This is a genomic window from Streptomyces sp. NPDC001914, from assembly GCF_042891215.1.
GTDB lineage: Bacteria > Actinomycetota > Actinomycetes > Streptomycetales > Streptomycetaceae > Streptomyces.
Window position 1 is genome coordinate 156,970 of the sequence record NZ_JBIASW010000015.1, and the last position, 16,993, is coordinate 173,962.

14 protein-coding genes are annotated in these 16,993 nt (G+C 72.3%); 4 read left to right on the plus strand and 10 right to left on the minus strand.

Annotation, left to right across the window (positions count from 1 at the left end; all coding sequences use genetic code 11):
- Positions 1-57: 57 nt before the first annotated feature.
- Entirely contained in the window at positions 58-384 is a 327-nt protein-coding gene (locus ACFYYF_RS32840) for a hypothetical protein (RefSeq protein ID WP_388781085.1), read from the minus strand.
- A 185-nt stretch (positions 385-569) separates the two neighbouring features.
- Here ACFYYF_RS32840 and ACFYYF_RS32845 point away from each other — a divergent pair, with 185 nt between their 5' ends.
- The gene (locus ACFYYF_RS32845) at positions 570-1,031 is read left to right on the plus strand and encodes a winged helix-turn-helix transcriptional regulator (protein ID WP_388781086.1); all 462 of its coding nucleotides are present in this window, start codon (positions 570-572) and stop codon (positions 1,029-1,031) included.
- 18 nt (positions 1,032-1,049) lie between these two features.
- On the opposite strand, the gene mutM is transcribed toward ACFYYF_RS32845, so the two are convergent.
- The 8 genes from mutM to ACFYYF_RS32885 form a co-directional block, all read right to left on the minus strand.
- A complete protein-coding gene (gene mutM / locus ACFYYF_RS32850) occupies positions 1,050-1,910 on the minus strand; it encodes a bifunctional DNA-formamidopyrimidine glycosylase/DNA-(apurinic or apyrimidinic site) lyase (RefSeq protein ID WP_388781087.1) in 861 nt (286 codons plus the stop codon).
- A gap of 622 nt (positions 1,911-2,532) precedes the next feature.
- A complete protein-coding gene (gene rnc, locus ACFYYF_RS32855) occupies positions 2,533-3,390 on the minus strand; it encodes a ribonuclease III (protein ID WP_388781088.1) in 858 nt (285 codons plus the stop codon).
- A 19-nt stretch (positions 3,391-3,409) separates the two neighbouring features.
- Positions 3,410-3,583 (minus strand): 50S ribosomal protein L32, encoded by a 174-nt coding sequence (gene rpmF, locus ACFYYF_RS32860; RefSeq protein WP_006139588.1) that lies wholly within the window; start codon positions 3,581-3,583, stop codon positions 3,410-3,412.
- A 2-nt stretch (positions 3,584-3,585) separates the two neighbouring features.
- Positions 3,586-4,230, minus strand: a complete 645-nt coding sequence (locus tag ACFYYF_RS32865; protein WP_361683169.1) for a DUF177 domain-containing protein — start codon at positions 4,228-4,230, stop codon at positions 3,586-3,588.
- Positions 4,231-4,403: 173 nt separating this feature from the next.
- Positions 4,404-5,474, minus strand: coding sequence for a cell division initiation protein (locus tag ACFYYF_RS32870; RefSeq protein WP_388781089.1), 1,071 nt, complete (start codon positions 5,472-5,474; stop codon positions 4,404-4,406).
- A gap of 99 nt (positions 5,475-5,573) precedes the next feature.
- Positions 5,574-6,053, minus strand: coding sequence for a pantetheine-phosphate adenylyltransferase (gene coaD, locus ACFYYF_RS32875; protein ID WP_192582606.1), 480 nt, complete (start codon positions 6,051-6,053; stop codon positions 5,574-5,576).
- Between the two features lie 26 nt (positions 6,054-6,079).
- Positions 6,080-6,667: a 16S rRNA (guanine(966)-N(2))-methyltransferase RsmD gene (gene rsmD, locus ACFYYF_RS32880; RefSeq protein WP_365486079.1), complete on the minus strand. Its 588-nt coding sequence runs from the start codon at positions 6,665-6,667 to the stop codon at positions 6,080-6,082.
- A gap of 67 nt (positions 6,668-6,734) precedes the next feature.
- Positions 6,735-9,965 carry a helicase-related protein gene (locus tag ACFYYF_RS32885; protein WP_388781090.1) on the minus strand — a complete coding sequence of 1,077 codons (3,231 nt, stop codon included), beginning with the start codon at positions 9,963-9,965 and terminating at the stop codon, positions 6,735-6,737.
- Between the two features lie 166 nt (positions 9,966-10,131).
- On the opposite strand from ACFYYF_RS32885, the gene ACFYYF_RS32890 reads away from it, so the two are divergent.
- Both ACFYYF_RS32890 and ACFYYF_RS32895 read left to right on the plus strand, forming a co-directional pair.
- Positions 10,132-11,970: an HSP90 family protein gene (locus ACFYYF_RS32890; RefSeq protein ID WP_388781091.1), complete on the plus strand. Its 1,839-nt coding sequence runs from the start codon at positions 10,132-10,134 to the stop codon at positions 11,968-11,970.
- On the plus strand, positions 11,967-15,056 hold the full coding sequence (locus tag ACFYYF_RS32895) for a tetratricopeptide repeat protein (protein ID WP_388781092.1): 3,090 nt from the start codon (positions 11,967-11,969) through the stop codon (positions 15,054-15,056). Before ACFYYF_RS32890 ends, ACFYYF_RS32895 begins: the two co-directional genes overlap by 4 nt.
- Here ACFYYF_RS32895 and ACFYYF_RS32900 read toward each other — a convergent pair.
- Entirely contained in the window at positions 15,031-15,972 is a 942-nt protein-coding gene (locus tag ACFYYF_RS32900; protein ID WP_388781093.1) for a LysR family transcriptional regulator, read from the minus strand. The two genes, ACFYYF_RS32895 and ACFYYF_RS32900, sit on opposite strands and share 26 nt — an antisense overlap.
- Before the next feature lie 80 nt (positions 15,973-16,052).
- Between ACFYYF_RS32900 and ACFYYF_RS32905 the strand changes: the two genes are divergently transcribed.
- A complete protein-coding gene (locus tag ACFYYF_RS32905) occupies positions 16,053-16,979 on the plus strand; it encodes a DMT family transporter (RefSeq protein WP_388781094.1) in 927 nt (308 codons plus the stop codon).
- Positions 16,980-16,993: the final 14 nt, after the last annotated feature.

Sequence of the window (16,993 nt, forward strand, 5' to 3'; positions counted from 1 at the left end):
GGGGCGGGGTTGTCGTGGCGTCCGGCGGTCCCGTGGGGCGGGAGTCCCGTCCTGCGGTCAGGGGCGGGTGGCGAGGGCGTGGGGCAGGAGGGCGCCGGCTCCCAGGACGACGAGTTGCAGGACGGCGGTGGCGCGCAGGCGCAGGGCGAGCAGCGCGCCGGCCGTGACGACCGCCGCGCCGGCCAGGATCCACGCTCCCTGGCGCGCGACCTCCGGCGCCTCGGGTGCGTTGACGTCGTCGTAGGCGTCGGCCCAGCCCGTGATGCCGTAGCCGTACACCAGCCAGGCGATGAGCAGCAGGTCGAGGACGAGCAGCAGCGCGCCGATCACCGCCTGCAGACCCGTCGGCGGTCCGGTCCGCCGCTCCCCCGGCTCCATGTCCACTCCGATCCGTCCCCCGCCGCCGGTCCCACCGATCGTGCGCGGCCCAGCCTGCCGGGCGCGTGGGCGCCGCGCATGAGTACGCCTACTCACATCGCGCCGGAAGCGCGACGGGCGCCCGACCCACGGGACTAACCAGGAGTTAGTGCTGTCTGTCAGGTGGCGCTGTGGCTGAGTATGCTTGCGGTATGGAATCGTCCGCGCGGATCACGGAGCGTGCCGGGAGCGACGAGGGAACCGTGTGCGCGGGCAAGGACCTCGCGTACGACGTGTTCGCCCGCGGCTGCCCCTCCCGGGGCACGCTGGAGCACGTCACCGGCCGGTGGGGCTCGCTCACGCTCAGGGCGCTGTACGACGGCACGTTCCGGTTCAACGAACTGCGCCGCCGGGTCGACGGCGTCAGCGAGAAGATGCTCTCGCAGACCCTGCACGCGCTGGAGCGCGACGGTCTGGTGCACCGGGACGCGCGGCTCACGAATCCGCCGCGCGTCGACTACACCCTCACACCGCTGGGCCGCGAGGTCGCCGAGCGGCTGCTGGCCCTCATCGCCTTCGTCGAGGGACGCATGGACGACGTCCTGGAGGCCCGCGAGCGCTACGACGAGACCCGCGCCGCCCCGCAGGGGGCTCAGGAGACTCAGAGGGTGTAGCGCCCGGGGCCCGTGGTGTCAGGCGGCCGGGCGCGGGGCTCGCTGGCAGCGGGGGCAGAAGTAGCTGGAGCGGTTCATCCAGGCGCGGCGGCGCATCGGGGTCCCGCAGCGGCGGCAGGGCTCGCCCTCGCGCCCGTACGCGTCGAGCGAGCGGTCGAAGTAGCCGGACTCGCCGTTGACGTTGACGTACAGACTGTCGAAGCTCGTGCCTCCGGCGGCGAGGGCGTCGTTCATGACCTCCCGGACGTGGCCGAGGAGTTCGGCGGTGCGCGGCCGGGTCATGGTTCCCGTCGGGCGTTCGTAGTGCAGCTTGGAGCGCCACAGCGCCTCGTCCGCGTAGATGTTCCCGACACCGCTGATCAGTGACTGGTCGAGCAGGGCGCGCTTGAGGGTCGTACGGCGGGCGCGCAGCGCGGTGTGGAACGCGGTGTCGTCGAAGAGGGGGTCGAGCGGGTCGCGGGCGATGTGCGCGATGACGTCGGGGAGGCCGTCCGGGGTGTTCTCGTGCAGCGACAGCCCGCCGAAGGTGCGCTGGTCGACGAAGCGCAGCTCGGTGCCCTGCTCGTCCGCGAAGCGGACGCGGATGCGCAGGTGCTTCTCCTCGGCTGCGTCCTCCGGCTGCACGAGGAGCTGGCCGCTCATGCCGAGGTGCGCGAGCACGGAGTACGGCGAGTCGTCCAGCGGCAGCCAGAGGTACTTGCCGCGGCGCATCGCCTCGCCCACCCGGTGCCCGGTGAGCGCCTTCGCGAAACCGTCGGGCCCCGCCAGGTGCCGGCGCACGGCGCGCGGGTGGCGGACGTCCACCGATCGCACCACCCGCCCGGTGACCCAGCGCTCCAACCCCCGCCGCACGACTTCGACTTCGGGCAGCTCGGGCACGGGACTCCTCCTGAGGGGCGGGCTGGGCCGGTGATGCCGGAAGGGTACATCGCACCGCACGCTGACCGTCGACCAGCGGTTGCCTGCAGACCAGGCGCACCGCCACCCCAGCCCCGAGTCCGGCTCCCGGCCACCGAGAACCCACGACAGACCCACCCGGGATCCAAAGCCGACTCCCGGCCATTCGGGGATCCAGAGCCAACTGTCGGCCCGCCCGGGAATCCGGAACCAACTCTCGGCCCACCGGGGGATCCGGAGCCAGCTCCTAGCCCACCCGGGGATCCGGAGCCAGCTTCCGGCCCGCCCCGGATCCGGCTGCCGACTCTCGGCCGTCAAGGGCCCCGGTCGCCCCGCTCGCCCAGGCCCCGGGGCCGCCCCCGGCCACCGAAGGCTCGGCGCAAGCCCGGACCCACTCGGGCCCGCAGCCCGACCCACCCGGGCCCGAAGCCGCTGCCGCTGCCCCGAAGACCCGGTGCCGCCCCTGCCCCCGCTCCCCTCCGCGGCAGCGGTACGGCGGTAACGCCAGGACCCCGCCTCGGCGCGTTGCGGCGGGGCGGGGTCCTGTGGTGCGGGGGCCGGGCAGGGCCGCGGGTTACCGCGGTGCCTGCGCCGGGTGAAGGATTCAGGCCGTGGCCGTGTCGGTGCCGGGCGTCGAGGAGGCGTCGGCGGTCTCCTCGATGTCCTGCGCCGCCTGCTGGGCGGCACTGGCCGCCTGCTCGGCGGCCTGCGCCGACTTCGCGCGTTCGTCCGCGGCGGAGTGGATGGCACGCCACGCGGATTCCGCGGCCTGCTGCTCCGCCTCCTTCTTGCTGCGGCCGGTGCCGGTGCCGTACGAGACGCCTCCGACGCGGGCGGCAGCAGTGAAGACCTTCTCGTGGTCCGGGCCGGTCTCCGTGACCAGGTACTCGGGAACCCCGAGCCCCTCGGTCGCGGTGAGTTCCTGGAGGCTGGTCTTCCAGTCCAGGCCGGCACCGAGATTCGAGGACTTCTCGATCAGCGGGTCGAAGAGCCGGTGGACGAGTTCGCCCGCCGCCTCGAGACCCTGGTCGAGATAGACAGCGCCGATCACCGCTTCGAGGGTGTCGGCGAGGATGGACGCCTTGTCCCGGCCTCCCGTGCCTTCCTCGCCCCGGCCGAGCCGGATGAAGGAGCCGAGTTCGAGGCCGCGCCCCACCTCCGCCAGCGCACGAGAATTGACCACCGCGGCCCGCAGCTTGGCCAACTGGCCCTCGGGCAGGTCGGGGTGGGTGCGGTACAGCGTGTCCGTGACCACGAGCCCCAGCACGGAGTCCCCGAGGAACTCCAGGCGCTCGTTGGTCGGCAGACCGCCGTTCTCGTACGCGTAGGAACGGTGGGTCAGCGCACGCACCAGAAGGGCGGACTCGAGCTTGTAGCCGAGCCGCCCTTCCAGAAGCGTGTGGGACGAGGCTGTGTTGTCCGCCTTTTTCTTGGCGTTTGAATCCGCCTTGGCGTCAGACATCAGACCTCTCACCAGCCGCTCAGACCTCGAGGACCTGGCGCTTGTTGTAGGTGCCGCAAGCCGGGCACGCGATGTGCTGCAGCTTGGGCTCGTGGCAGCGCTCGCACGCAACCAGGGTGGGGACCGCAGCCTTCCACTGCGACCGGCGGTGGCGCGTGTTGCTGCGCGACATCTTCCGCTTCGGAACAGCCACGGCTACTTCTCCTGCTTCTCGTCGACGCCAGGCTCGGCGCCGCTCAACTCGTCCTTCTCGCCATCTTCGAGTGAACCGGCGAGTCCCTGCAGTGCCGCCCAACGGATGTCGACGGCGTCGTGGTGGTGGTCCGGGTCGTCCGCGAGCCGGGCTCCGCATTCGGAGCACAGGCCCAGGCAGTCGTCCTGGCACACCGGCTGCATCGGCAGTGCGAGCACCACCGCATCCCGCAGCACGGGTTCGAGGTCGAACAGGCCGTCCTCGAGGAAGAGAGTGTCCTCGTCGTCCTCGGCGTCGTCGACCGGCTCCGCCTTGGGGCGGCCCCGGTCATCGGCGTCAGGGTACGAGAACATCTCCTGGAAATCCGCTTCGAGCACCTGCTCAAGCGGCTCCAGACACCTTACGCACTCCCCCTTCGCCGATGCACGGGCGGTGCCTGTGACAAGCACCCCTTCCATGACCGACTCCAGACGGAGGTCGAGCTCCACCGGCGCGCCTTCCGGCACTCCGATGACACCCTGGATCCCGAGATCCACGGGAGCGTCGATCGTGCGGGTCAGGCGCTGCATCGCGCCAGGACGCCGCCCCAGCTCGTGCGTGTCGAACACGAGAGGATTGCGGTGGTCGAGGCGGGCGTTCAGAGCCATTCCTGCTTTCGATCTACGAACTCAAGGGACGCCGCCCCAGGTCTCCCTCGGGCAGCGCTGATCGCGGACGTACACGCGACCGAAGAGCCAGGATACTGGACCTTTCGCTCTCGGCCCAATCCGGTCCCCGAGGGCGCCCCCTGCCGGGGGCCGAGGACCTCCTGACCGCCCGGTCAGTGGCCGCCGCGCCCCTGCTCGTACGCCCTGAGCTGCTCCGCGCTGATCATGCTGGTGTCGAAGAGGCTGGCCTCTTCGAGGGCGTGGTTCTGCTGGTCCATGGCGTGGGCCTGCTGGCCGTAGACCTGTCCGCCCTGGTCGTAGCCCTGCTGGTCGTAGCCCTGCTGCTGATAGGCGGCGTACGGGTCGGCCTGCTGGTAGCCGTAGGCGTCCTGCTGCTGCGCGTACTGCTGCTGGTAGCCGTACGGGTCGGCCTGCTGCTGGTAGGCGTACGCGTCCTGCTGTCCATAGGACGGCTGTGCGGCCGGCTCCGGGGTCCTCTGGCCCTGCTCGGGGTCGTCGGCGAGCTCCGCGAGGCCGGCCAGGTAGTCGGCGTCGCTGGTGTGCGCGCCCGGCGTCCCGTCGTCCGCGAAGGTGCCGAGCTCGCCGAGGTCGTCGCTGGCGATCCGGCCCTGGAGCTTCTCGCGGCCGCGGCCGACGGCCTCCAGGGTCTTGGCGAGGACGGCCTCGAAGGCGCCGAGCTTGGCGTCGACGTAGTCGTCGGCGTTGCGGCGCAGGGTCTCCGGGTCGTAGCTGCGCTCGGGGGCGTCCTCGTCCTCGTAGCCGTCCTCGTCGAGGCCGGGGCCGGTGCCGAGGAGCTTCTCGCGGCCGCGGCCGACCGAGCCGAGGGTCTTGGTGAGGACGACCTCGAAGTTGGCGAGCTGGGAGTCGACGTAGTCGTCGGCCTCCGCGCGGATCTCCTCGGCCTCCTTGCGGGACTCGCCGAGGATCCGGTCCGCCTCGTTCTGCGAGCGGCGGGCGACCTCGGTGTCGGAGATGAGCGACCCGCGTTCGGCGTGCGCGGTCTCGATGATCCGCTCGGCCTCCTGGCGGGCCCGCTCGACCATCTCCTCGCGGCCGCCGATCAGCTCCTGCGCCTGGGCGAGGGAGCCGGGCAGCGCCTGGCGCACCTCTTCCAGCATCGACAGCAGTTCGGCGCGGTTGACCACGCAGGACGCCGACATGGGCATGGAACGGGCGCTGCCGACCGCCGCGACGATCTCATCGAGCTTCTTCTGCACGTCCACCGTGTGCTCGCCACTCTCTACTGCCGTGATGGAGACGGACGGGACGACTGTACGACCACTCCCGCACCGTCCGACACCGGGTGACGGACAGTCAGTCGCTCAGTCCTTGCCGAGACGCTCCGTGAGCGCCTCCAGGACCACCGGCGGCACCAGGTGGGAGATGTCGCCGCCCCAGTTCGCGACTTCCTTCACCAGCGACGAGGACAGGAAGCTGTAGGTGGGGCTGGTCGGGATGAACAGGGTCTCGACGCCCGAGAGGCCGTTGTTCATCTGGGCCATCTGGAGTTCGTAGTCGAAGTCGCTGACCGCGCGCAGGCCCTTGACGATGGCCGGGATGTCCCGCTGCTTGCAGTAGTCGACGAGGAGGCCGTGGTAGGCCTCGACCTGGACATTGCCGAACTCGGCCGTGACCTCGCGGATCAGCTCGATCCGCTCGTCGACCGTGAACAGGCCCTTCTTCGACTGATTGATCATCACGACGACGTGCACGACGTCGTACAGCGCGGAGGCGCGGGCGATGATGTCGAGATGTCCGTTGGTGATGGGGTCGAATGACCCCGGACAGACGGCGCGGCGCAACAGTGGTCCCTCGCTCTCCGGTCCGGTCATCGTGCGTCTTCGCACGTTGAGGCGGCGCGACCGTACCAAAAGGTGCCCTCGCCGTAGCGACGGGCCCTGAGGGCCTCGAATCCCTCGGGCCAGCCGAATTCACCGCCTCTGGTGCTGCGCTCCACGGTGACGAGCACATCGTCCGCGAGCCAGCCCCCGGTGCGGAGTGTGAGCAGAATCTCCCGAAGATCGTCGTCCGGGACGACGTACGGAGGATCGAGGAAGACCAGGTCGTACGGCTCCTGGGGCGCCGCCGCCTTGACGATCTGCTCCGCTTTGCCCGCTCTGACCTCGGCGCCGGGCAGGCCCAGTGTCTTCACGTTGTCGCGGATGACCTGGGCCGCGCGGGCGTCCGCCTCCACGAGCAGGGTGTGGCCGGCGCCGCGGCTCAGCGCCTCCAGGCCGACGGCGCCGGAGCCCGCGTACAGGTCGAGCACGCGCTCGCCCTCCAGCGGGCCGCCGAGCAGGGACTGCCAGGTGGAGAAGAGGCCCTCGCGCGCCCGGTCGGAGGTGGGGCGGGTGCCGGTGCCCGGCGGGACGGCCAGACGGCGTCCGCCGGCCCGGCCGGCGATCACGCGGGTCATGAGGGTCCTTTGCGCTGGGGGTGGTCGGTCGCTCCCAGTCTCTCAGCTGCGGGCCGTCCACCGCCGCTCAGCCCTTGTCCAGGTACTGCTCCCGTTCCTCGTCCAGCAGGGCGTCCAGGGCGACACGCAGGCCGGGCAGACCCGTGAGCTCCGGGTCGGCGGCGACGACCGCCGTGGCCTCCTCGCGGGCCTCCGCGATGATCTCCTCGTCCTCGATGACGGCGAGCATGCGCAGCGAGGAGCGGACGCCGGACTGCGCCTGACCGAGCACGTCGCCCTCGCGGCGCTGTTCGAGGTCGATGCGGGAGAGCTCGAAGCCGTCCAGGGTCGAGGCCACCGCGTTCAGCCGCTGGCGGGCGGGGCTCGCCTCGGGCATCTCGGAGACCAGCAGGCAGAGCCCGGCCGCCGAGCCGCGGCCGACCCGGCCGCGGAGCTGGTGGAGCTGGGAGACGCCGAAACGGTCGGCGTCCATGATCACCATGGCGGTGGCGTTCGGGACGTTGACCCCGACCTCGATCACGGTCGTGGCGACCAGGACGTGCGTCTCGCCCGCGGCGAAGCGGCGCATGACGGCGTCCTTGTCGTCCGGGTGCATCCTGCCGTGCAGGACCTCGACCCTCAGGCCCTTCAGGGGGCCCTTGGCGAGCTGGTCGGCGACGTCCAGGACGGCCAGCGGCGGGCGCTTCTCCGCCTCGTCCTCCGGGGACTTCTTCCGGGCGCCCTTCTTCGGGTCGTCCTCCTCGTCACCGATGCGGGGGCAGACCACGTACGCCTGATGGCCGTTCTCCACCTCCTCGCGGACGCGTTCCCACGCGCGTGCGAGGAAGTGCGGCTTGTCCGCGGCCGGGACGACATGGCTGGCGATCGGGGACCGCCCGGCGGGGAGCTGGTCGAGCACGGAGGTCTCCAGGTCGCCGAAGACCGTCATCGCGACCGTGCGCGGGATGGGTGTGGCGGTCATGACGAGCAGGTGCGGGGGCTGCTTGCCCTTGCCGCGCAGGGCGTCGCGCTGTTCCACGCCGAAGCGGTGCTGTTCGTCGACCACGACCAGCCCCAGATCGTGGAACTGGACCTTGTCCTCGATCAGCGCGTGCGTGCCGATCACGATCCCGGCCTCGCCGGTGACCAGGTCGAGCAGCGCCTGGCGCCGGCCGGCCGCGCCCATGGAGCCGGTGAGCAGCACGACCTTCGTCGCGTGCTCGGCCCCGCCGAGCATGCCGCCCTGGGCCAGCTCGCCCATCATCTCGGTGACCGACCGGTGGTGCTGCTGCGCGAGTACCTCGGTGGGCGCGAGCATCGCGGCCTGCCCGCCCGCGTCGACGACGGCGAGCATGGCGCGCAGGGCCACCATCGTGTTGTGGGTGACGGTGAAGTTGTCCGTGATGTAGGCATGGCTCGGGTGAGCGACGCTGATGCACTGGACCGGTTTACGGCCGACGTACTCCACGGCCCGGATGCCTCGTCGGAACGTGGTGTATTTCGGGCGGGGGCCGACACGATCGGCCTTACGGGACAGCCTGAAAGGCGCGTATGCGGCGGGGAGTGCCACCGAGACGTTGAAAGCCGCCTTTTTCGGCAGCACGCGAGCCCGTCCGCCCAGGGAGCGCACCAACCACGCGACGTCGTCGGCGAGCCTGAGCGACGCGGAGCAGAGGGAAATGCTCAGGCCGTCCTTGTGCACCGTTCCGTCCGTGTCCAGGAGTCCTTGGAGGAGGGCGAGACGGTTCTTGATGGACGTGTTCTTGAACTGATCAGGGATGAATTTGCCGTGGGAGGTCTTTCCCCAGAGACCCAGGTTCCGCAGAGCCTGGATGACTGGATTTCGTACGCCTCCGGAGCGCTCCTTCAACTGGATCGTGTAGTCACACCGGGATCCCTTCACAGGAACCAGCAGGCAGTCCGGGGCGATGGCGCTCGCCGCCGCGTCGCGGATCTCGTCGTCGATCGTCGAAAGACGCAGGTTGTGCCGGAATGAACCGTCACCCAGCAGCAGCCCGAAAAGGTAGGGATCCAGGGGCAGCTCGAAGTCCGGTCCGATGTCGACGGGCACAGCGGGAGGGATGTACCACTTCGAAGAACCGTTCGCCTTGAACGTGTCGAGCCGGATCTCCCTCGTGGTCATCGTCTTGGGCTCCTGGCCGCGATGCCACCCACAGCTCGTCCCGACGATCCACAGGTGTTCGTCGTCGCACTCCACCGAACTTCCGTCGGAGAGGACCAAGCGCCAGACGTCGCGCTCTCCCTGCGGAAAGATCCCGTCGATCACGGCGATCTCGCCGTCGGGCACGACCACTTCGTCGCCTTCCCGCAGGTCTCCCATCCGCCGGAAACCTGTGGGTGTCAACACGGTCGCGTCAAGGGGCTGAGCCTTCCCGGAACCCACCTCGCCCTGGAGCAGTCGGTGCATCGGGTGTTCGGTGGCCAGGCCGTCGAAGATCTCCTTGGAGACCTTCCGCTGGCCCTCGGTGAGGGTGAACGGCAGGGTGGCGTCGAAGGCGGTCAGCAGGCCGTCGGGCGCGGGCTTGCGGGCGACGGCGGGGAGCAGGGCGTCGGCGTGACGGCGGCGGGCCAGGGCGACCTGGAGGACGAAGGCCTCGTCCCACTTGAGGCGGGCGCGGGCGTCGTGGATGTCCGCCTTGGTGTGCGGGCGGTGGATCTTGAGGAGGGCCTCGGGGAGCGTGACCAGACCGCGGCCGTCCCGCAGCGGGCCCGGGAGCGGGTCGACGGCCTGCTGGGCGCTCGGCAGCACCGTCTGCACGGACTTGGCGATCTTCCAGGACTCCAGCTTGGCGGTGGCCGGGTAGATCGGGATGAGGGCGCCCGCCCAGCTGTCGACGCTCTCCGCGGCCTCGTCGCCCTCGCCGCGCAGCAGTTCGTAGGCCGGGTGGGCGAGCTGAAGGCGGCGGTTGAAGACGGAGACCTTGCCGGAGAACATCGCGCGGGTGCCGGGCAGCAGGTCCTTGTGGGGCTTGTGCACGCCGTTGCCGAAGAAGACGAGCTGGACCCGGCCGCTGCCGTCCGTGATGGTCACTTCGAGACGCTGGCCCTTGCCGCGCGGCGCCTTGGAGGAGGCGAAGGTGTGCAGCCGGGCGTCGGCGACCTGGGCCACCACCGTCACGTGCTCGTCCATCGGCAGGTCGGCGAGGTGGGTGAGCTGCCCGCGCTCCTCGTATCTGCGGGGGTAGTGGTGCAGCAGGTCGCCGACGGTGTGCAGGCCGAGGTGCTCGGCCATCACCTTCGCGGTGGCGGGACCGAGCGCCTTCTTCAGTGGTTCTTCGAGCACGGGCACGAGATCCATTGCACACCACGTCACTGACATTGCCGTATACGTCCGGGAAATCCGCTGGTCAGACGGCTCGTTCCGGGCCTAGGATGACGCGCTCCGGCCCTCTTCGCGGTCACCTCCCCCGGGACCGCCCGACCCCGCGCCGTCGCCCGTCCCCCCACCGACCGGCGCAGCGACGATGGACTCCCAGACCTCACAGCCGTCCCAGGCCTCCCCGTCACCTCATACGTTCCAGGTCGACCTGCGCGGTCTGGTCGACCTCCTCTCCCATCACCTCTACTCCAGCCCCAAGGTCTATCTGCGCGAGCTGCTGCAGAACGCCGTCGACGCGATCACCGCGCGGCGCGCCGAGGAGCCGGACGCCCCGGCCACGGTGCGGCTGTACGCCGAGGACGGGACCCTGCGGGTGGAGGACTCCGGTGTCGGGCTCACCGAGTCCGACGTGCACAGCCTGCTGGCGACCATCGGCCGCAGCTCCAAGCGGAACGACGCCCTGGAGTCGGCGCGTTCGGACTTCCTCGGGCAGTTCGGCATCGGGCTGCTGGCGTGCTTCGTCGTCGCCGAGCGGATCCGGGTGGTCAGCCGCAGCGCCCGGACGCCCGGGGCGGCGCCGGTCGAGTGGACCGCGGCCGACGACGGCTCGTACACGGTGCGCACCCTGCCGCACGAGGCGCGCCCCGAGCCGGGCACCACCGTCCACCTGGTGGCGCGGGCCGGGGCCGGCGAGTGGCTGAGCCGGGAACGGGTCCGCTCGCTGGCGCGCGACTTCGGCGCCCTGCTGCCGTACGACGTACGCGTCGGCGACGAGGCGATCGCGGACCTGCCCGCGCCCTGGGACCGGCCCCACCCGAGCCCCACGGCCCGGCGGGTCGCCCTGGCCGGGCACTGCCGGGAGCTGTTCGGGTTCACCCCGCTCGACTCGATCGGCCTGGACGTGCCGCTCGCCGGGATCCGCGGGGTGGCCTACGTGCTGCCGACCGCGGTCAGTCCCGCCCAGCGCGCGAGCCACCGGGTGCACCTGAAGGGCATGCTGCTCACCGAGCGGGCCGAGCAGCTCCTGCCGGACTGGGCGTTCTTCGTGCGCTGCGTCCTCGACACGGACAGCCTGCGGCCCACCGCGTCCCGCGAGTCGCTGTACGAGGACGAGACCCTGGCCGCCGTACGGGAGGCGCTGGGCGAGCGCATCCGGTCCTGGCTGACCGGGCTCGCGGCGGGTGATCCGGAGCGGCTGGCCGCCTTCCTGTCCGTGCACCACCTGGGGGTGAAGTCGCTGGCGCGGCACGACGCGGACATGCTGCGCACGATGCTGCCGTGGCTGCCCTTCGAGACGACCGACGGACGGCTGTCCCTGGAGGAGTTCGCGCAGCGGCACCCGGTGGTGCACTTCACGCGGACCGTGGAGGAGTACCGGCAGGTCTCGCCGATCGCCTCGGCGCAGGGTGTCGGCGTCGTCAACGGCGGCTACACGTACGACAGCGAGCTGATCGAGGCCCTGCCCGGCGTCCGTCCGGGCACGGCCGTCTCGGAGCTGGACGCGGACACCGTGACGGCCCACCTGGACACGGTCGACCCGGCCGAGGAGCTGGCGCTGGCCGGCTTCCTCGCCGCCGCGCGGGCCCGGCTCGACCCGCTGAACTGCGACGTGGTGCTGCGCGCCTTCCACCCGCTGTCGGTGCCCGCCCTCCATCTGGACGACCGGGCGGCCCGTCACGAGCAGGCCCGCGCGGAGGCCGAGGAGCAGGCCGACGACCTGTGGGCGGGCATCCTGGGCTCGCTGCGCGGCAGCGCCCCGCGTGCCCGTCTGGTCCTCAACCACCTCAACCCGCTGATCCGCAGGATCAGTTCGCTCGGCGATCCCGACCTCGTCGGCACGGCCACGGAGTCCCTGTACGGACAGGCCCTGCTGATGGCCCAGCGCCCGCTGCGGCCCGCGGACTCGGCGCTCCTGAACCGCTCCTTCATCGGCCTCCTGGAATGGGCCACCCACACCGACCCCGGGAAGGACGACCGCCGATGACCCCGGCCATGGACTTCGACACGCTGCGCCGGGCGATGGCGGACAACTACGAGCAGCCCGAGGGTCCCGGCCGCAACGCGCGCGCGGAGCAACTGCTCGTGGAGGCCGAGGGGCTGGACATCCCGCTCGCCGTGATCGAGGCGCTCGGACACCAGCTCAAGGTCTACAACTACAGCTCCGAGAAGGACAAGATGTTCGTCCCCTTCGCGCGCCTGCTGCGCATGTGGGACGAACACCCCGAGGACTTCGACGAGTTCGAGATCCACTCCCTGCACTGGGTCTTCAAGTGGATGACGGCGGGCATGCTCGACCAGCCGCACGTCCCGCTCGCCTCCATAGAGAAGTGGCTCGGCGAGATGGAGCGGCGCTACCGTCTCGCCGGCCACTCCGAACGGGCCGTGCGCAGCGCCGAGTTCAGCGTCGCCGCCCATCTGGGCGATCTGGACCGTGCCGAGCGGGCGTACGGCGCCTGGCTGGCGGCGGACCGTGACGCGATGGCCGACTGCCACGCGTGCGAGCTGCACGGGCAGGGGTGGTGGCGGGCGGTGCGCGGCGCCGACGGGGAGGCGCTGGAGCTGTGGGCGCCGGTGCTCCGGGGCGAGTACACCTGCGCCCACGAGCCGCACACCGCCCTCGCCTCCTCGCTGCTGCCGCTGCTGCGCCTGGGCCGTGTCGAGGAGGCGCGAGCGCACCATCTGCGGGGATTCCGGCTGGTGCGGTCCATGGAGAGCATGCGCGGCGCGTACGCGGACCACGTGGAGTTCTGTGCCCTGACCGGCAACGAGGCGCGCGCCCTGGAACTGCTGGCGGAGCGCCCCGCCTACTTCACGGACTCCGGGGATCCGCGCAGCAAGCTGGACTTCATGGCGGTCGTGGCGCTCGCGATGGACCGGCTGACCGCGCTCGGGCTCGGCGGGCAGCCGGTTCCCGGGCCCGCGGGCCGGGCGTGGACGGCGGCGGAACTCGCCGTGCACGCGCGCGGGGAGGCGCTGGCGCTGGCCGCGCGGTTCGACGCCCGCAACGGCACGCCGTACGTCGGCGAGCGGGCCCGTGCCCGCATGGACCAGCCGGTGCTCGTCGGCCGGCTGCCGCTGGGCGTCCGCTCCGCGGCCCCGGCACGCGTGGCGGCCCGGCCGTCGGAGCCGGTGGCCACGCCCCCGGGGCGGGCCGTGCCCGGGGCGGTCGCCGAACCGGGTCCGGACGCGCCGCTCGCCGAACCGGATCTGGACGCGCTGCTCGCCGAGGCCCGGCGGCTCTCCGCGCTGCGGAACCCGGACGCGGTCGAGGCGTGGGCCGCGGTCTCGCGTGCCGCCAAGGGTCGGGAGCTGGAGGTCCGCGACCGCGCGGAGATCGCCGACCACGCGGCGATGGGCCTCGGGCCGCGGGGCGCCGCGCTCTTCCTTCAGGCCGCCGCCCTGTACGCCGAGGCGGGCGACGCCGGTGAGGCGCTGGCGGCCCGTTCCCGCGCCGCGTACGTCCGGGCGCTGTCGGGCGGGTCCGGAGCGGCCCTGGAGGTCGTGGCGGAGCTGCGCGCCCAGGTGCTCGCCCTGTTCGCGCAGGACGGGACGCAGGTCTCGCAGACGGCATCCGTGCTGGTGAGCCGTGCCCGGACGCTGATGCACCGGGTGGACGAGCTGGAAACGGCCGCGGTGAACGGCGTGCCGCTCTCCGACACAGACACAGACACAGACACCGGCTCAGACACCGACACCTCCGGCTCCGGCTCCGAGGGCGATGTCATGGTCGCCGCCGAGGAGGCCGCGCGGGAGTTGCTGGCCCTCGCGGAGCCGCGCGCCGGGGACGACGTGGGACTCGCGTCGCGGGCGGCCGAGGCGTACGCGATGCTCGGGGAACTCGCCGCCCGCGCCGACGACGCCGAGCGGGCCGCCGGATTCCTCCGGCGGGCCGTCGACGGGTTCGTCGCGGCGGGGCTGCCGTGGTTCGCCGTCGAGTACGACTCCCGGCTCGCCGGGATCGCGACGCATCTCGGCGACCTGGAGGCGGCGGAACACGCGACGCGGGCCGCGCTGGAACACGGGAAGTCCCATCTGGAGCCGGCCGGCCACGCCCAGCTCCATCTGCGGCTCGCCGAGACACTCGCCGCAACCGGGCGGTTCGGCCCCGCCGCGGAGCATGCCCTGGAGGCCGCGCACTGGGCCGACGAGGCGGGCGAGGCCGCCACGTTCGGGGCCTGGGCACGCCACCACCTCGGGGGTTTCCTGCTCCGCCTGGGGCGGTGGGCGGAGGCCGCCGAGATCCTGGAGTCGTCGCTGCCCGACCTGACCGCCGAGATGCACGGCGAGGGCGCGATCGTGCAGACGCGCTGGTGGCTCGGCGACTGCCTCACCGAGCTCGGCGAGCACCGCGGGGCCGCCGAACACTGGCTGCGCGCCGCCGACACCGCCCGGCACTGGCCCGAGCAGCGCGACCACGCGATGCTGGCGAACCTCGCGGCCGAGGCGCTCACGCACGCCGGGATGGCCGCGCAGGCCGATCAGGCGTACGTCCGCGCGGGCGACCTGTGGCGCGAGCTGGGCGACGTCGGCGGTCTCGTCCGCTCGCTCCGGGCCCGCGCGTGGGGCGCGGCCCGGCGGGACGGCGGGCTCGGCGAGGCGCGGGAGCTGATGGCGCAGGCGGTCCGGGAGTGCGAGTCGGCCGCGGAGGCGGAAGGCGGTGCCGGTGCCGGGGCAGATGCCGGGGCCGCCCTCACGGACGAGGGGGCGGACGCGGGGCCTCGTGCCGTCGCCGAACTCGGTCACACCCACCGTCAGTTCGGGGATCTGCTGGCGCGCTCCGTGGCGGAGGAAGCGGAGGAGGCCGTCGTACGGGAGGTGTTCGAGGAGGCTCTCGGGCACGTGGTCCGGGCGGTCACCGTGTTCGCCTCCCTCGGCGACCCCCTGCTCGGTGCCCGCACCGGCGCCGAACTGGCGGCCGGCCGCCTGGAGGCCGAACTGGGACGCCACGAGGCCGCCTCGGCCCGTGCGCGCACGGTCCTCGCCGTGTGCGGCCGGCTGGACGGGGAGATCGCCGACGCCCGGCGGGCCGAGGCGGAGGAGATGGTCACGCCGACGGAGAGAGCCGGCTAGGACCGCCGGGGTCCCGGTCGTCGCCGGCGCGGATCGTCTCGGCCGCGCGGCGCAGTTCGCCGAGGACCGTCCGTACGGCCTTGCGGGCCGCGCGCTCGGGACGGTGCAGCACGTCGATGCGGCGTACGGCGTGGACCCCGGTCAGCGGTCTGAGGACCAGGGCGGGATGCGGGCGGGTGGTCCAGCGGGGCATCAGAGCGAGCCCGCCGCCCGCGGCGACGGTCTCCGCGACCACCGCGAACTCGTTGATGCGGTGGACGATGTCGAGCCGCCGGTTCGCGGCGGTCGCGATGGCGTCGACGGTGGCCATCAGCGGGAAACCGTCGTGCACGGTGATCCAGGGCAGACCCGCGACGTCGTCCGGTGTCAGGCTCGCCTCGCGGGCCAGCGGGTGATCGGCCGGCATGGCGACGTCGAGCGGCTCGCTCAGCAGCGTGGTCGCGGTGACGGTGCGCGGCCAGGGCGGCGTGTGCGCGAGATGGTGGGCGAGGACGAGGTCGTAGTCCCGGGTGAGCCGGGGGAAGTGGTCCTGCGCCACGTCCTCGTCGGCGAGCGAGAGGCGCGGCGCGGTCTCGGCCCGGCCGCGCAGCAGGACCGGGAAGAAGGTGGCGGCCGCGCTGTGGAAGGCGGCCACGGACACGTCCCCGGCCGGCTCGTCCACGAACCCGTCGACGCAGTGCCGTGCCCGCGCCAGGGCGCTCTCCACCTCGATCGCCGCACCGGCCAGCACCCGCCCGGCGTCCGTCAGCACCAGCCGCCGTCCGTCGCGTTCGGTGAGCGGGACGGGAATCGAGCGTTGCAGCAGGCGCAGGTGCTGCGAGATCGCCGAGGGGGTCATCAGCAGCGCCTCCGCCACGGCGGTGACGCTTCCCAGCTCGCCCAGTTCACGCAGGATCCGCAGCTGCCGCTCGTTCACCCGGTCATTGTAGTGATGCTTAAAAGACCGTGAAGAACTTCGCTATGGGCTTCAGAGTCCAGGTGGGGGAACGTGTGGGCGTGTCCCGAGTCCGCAGCACCGACGCGGTGCTTCTCCTTGTCGCCGTCGTCTGGGGTTCCAGTTATCTGGCCGCCAAGTCCGCCACGTCGGCGCTCCCCGTCCTGCTCGTCCTGTTCGCGCGGTACGGCATCTCGGCCGTCGCCTGTGTCGCGCTCGTCGCGGCCCGGCGCCGGACGAGGCGCTGCACGCGCGCCGAGCTGCGCGTCGGGTCGGTGCTGGGCCTCACCCAGGCAGCCGTCCTGGTCCTGGAGACGTACGGGGTCGCCCACACCAGCGCCGCCAACGCGGGCCTGCTGATCAGCCTCACCATCGTGCTCACCCCGCTGCTGGACCGCGCGTCCGGTTCGGCGGGGCTGCCGGCGCGCTACTTCGCCGCCACCGGCCTGTGTCTGCTGGCCGTCGGTCTCCTGGTGTCCGGCAGCGGCTTCCACGCGCCTCGCTCCGGTGACCTGCTGATCCTCGCCGCGGCGCTGGTCCGCGCGGCCCATGTGGCCCTGGTGGGGCGGCTCACCGCCCGTCACCCGGTGCGGCCGCTGCACGTCACGGCCGTCCAGACGGTCGTCGGCGCCGTCCTGTTCGCGGTTCCCGTCGCGGGCACGCTGACGACGCTCGGCGGGGTCGACGCGGGCGGCTGGGCGCGGCTCTTCTATCTCGCCCTGTTCTGCGGTCTGTTCGCCTTCCTCGCCCAGACCTGGGCGGTGCAGCGCAGTTCCGCCAGCCGGGTCAGTCTGCTGCTGGGCACCGAGCCGGTCTGGGCCGTCGCGGTCGGCATCGGTCTCGGCGGCGAACACCTCACGGTCCTCACCGCCCTCGGTGCCGCGCTCATGGTCGCCGGGACCTACTGGGGGCAGGCCGTCGAACGCGCCCACCGCACGGCCGGGGTCCCGGAGGTCCCCCGGCGGGCCGAGGTGCCCGCGGGAGCCTGAAGGCCGGCGCCGGG

Bases quoted from the DNA above. Each gene is read 5' to 3' on its own strand.
- ACFYYF_RS32885 (WP_388781090.1), bottom strand. From the start codon at position 9,965: ATGGATCTCGTGCCCGTGCTCGAAGAACCACTGAAGAAGGCGCTCGGT.
- ACFYYF_RS32865 (WP_361683169.1), bottom strand. From the start codon at position 4,230: ATGGCTCTGAACGCCCGCCTCGACCACCGCAATCCTCTCGTGTTCGAC.
- ACFYYF_RS32890 (WP_388781091.1), top strand. From the start codon at position 10,132: ATGGACTCCCAGACCTCACAGCCGTCCCAGGCCTCCCCGTCACCTCAT.
- ACFYYF_RS32895 (WP_388781092.1), top strand. From the start codon at position 11,967: ATGACCCCGGCCATGGACTTCGACACGCTGCGCCGGGCGATGGCGGAC.
- ACFYYF_RS32845 (WP_388781086.1), top strand. From the start codon at position 570: ATGGAATCGTCCGCGCGGATCACGGAGCGTGCCGGGAGCGACGAGGGA.
- rsmD (WP_365486079.1), bottom strand. From the start codon at position 6,667: ATGACCCGCGTGATCGCCGGCCGGGCCGGCGGACGCCGTCTGGCCGTC.
- rnc (WP_388781088.1), bottom strand. From the start codon at position 3,390: ATGTCTGACGCCAAGGCGGATTCAAACGCCAAGAAAAAGGCGGACAAC.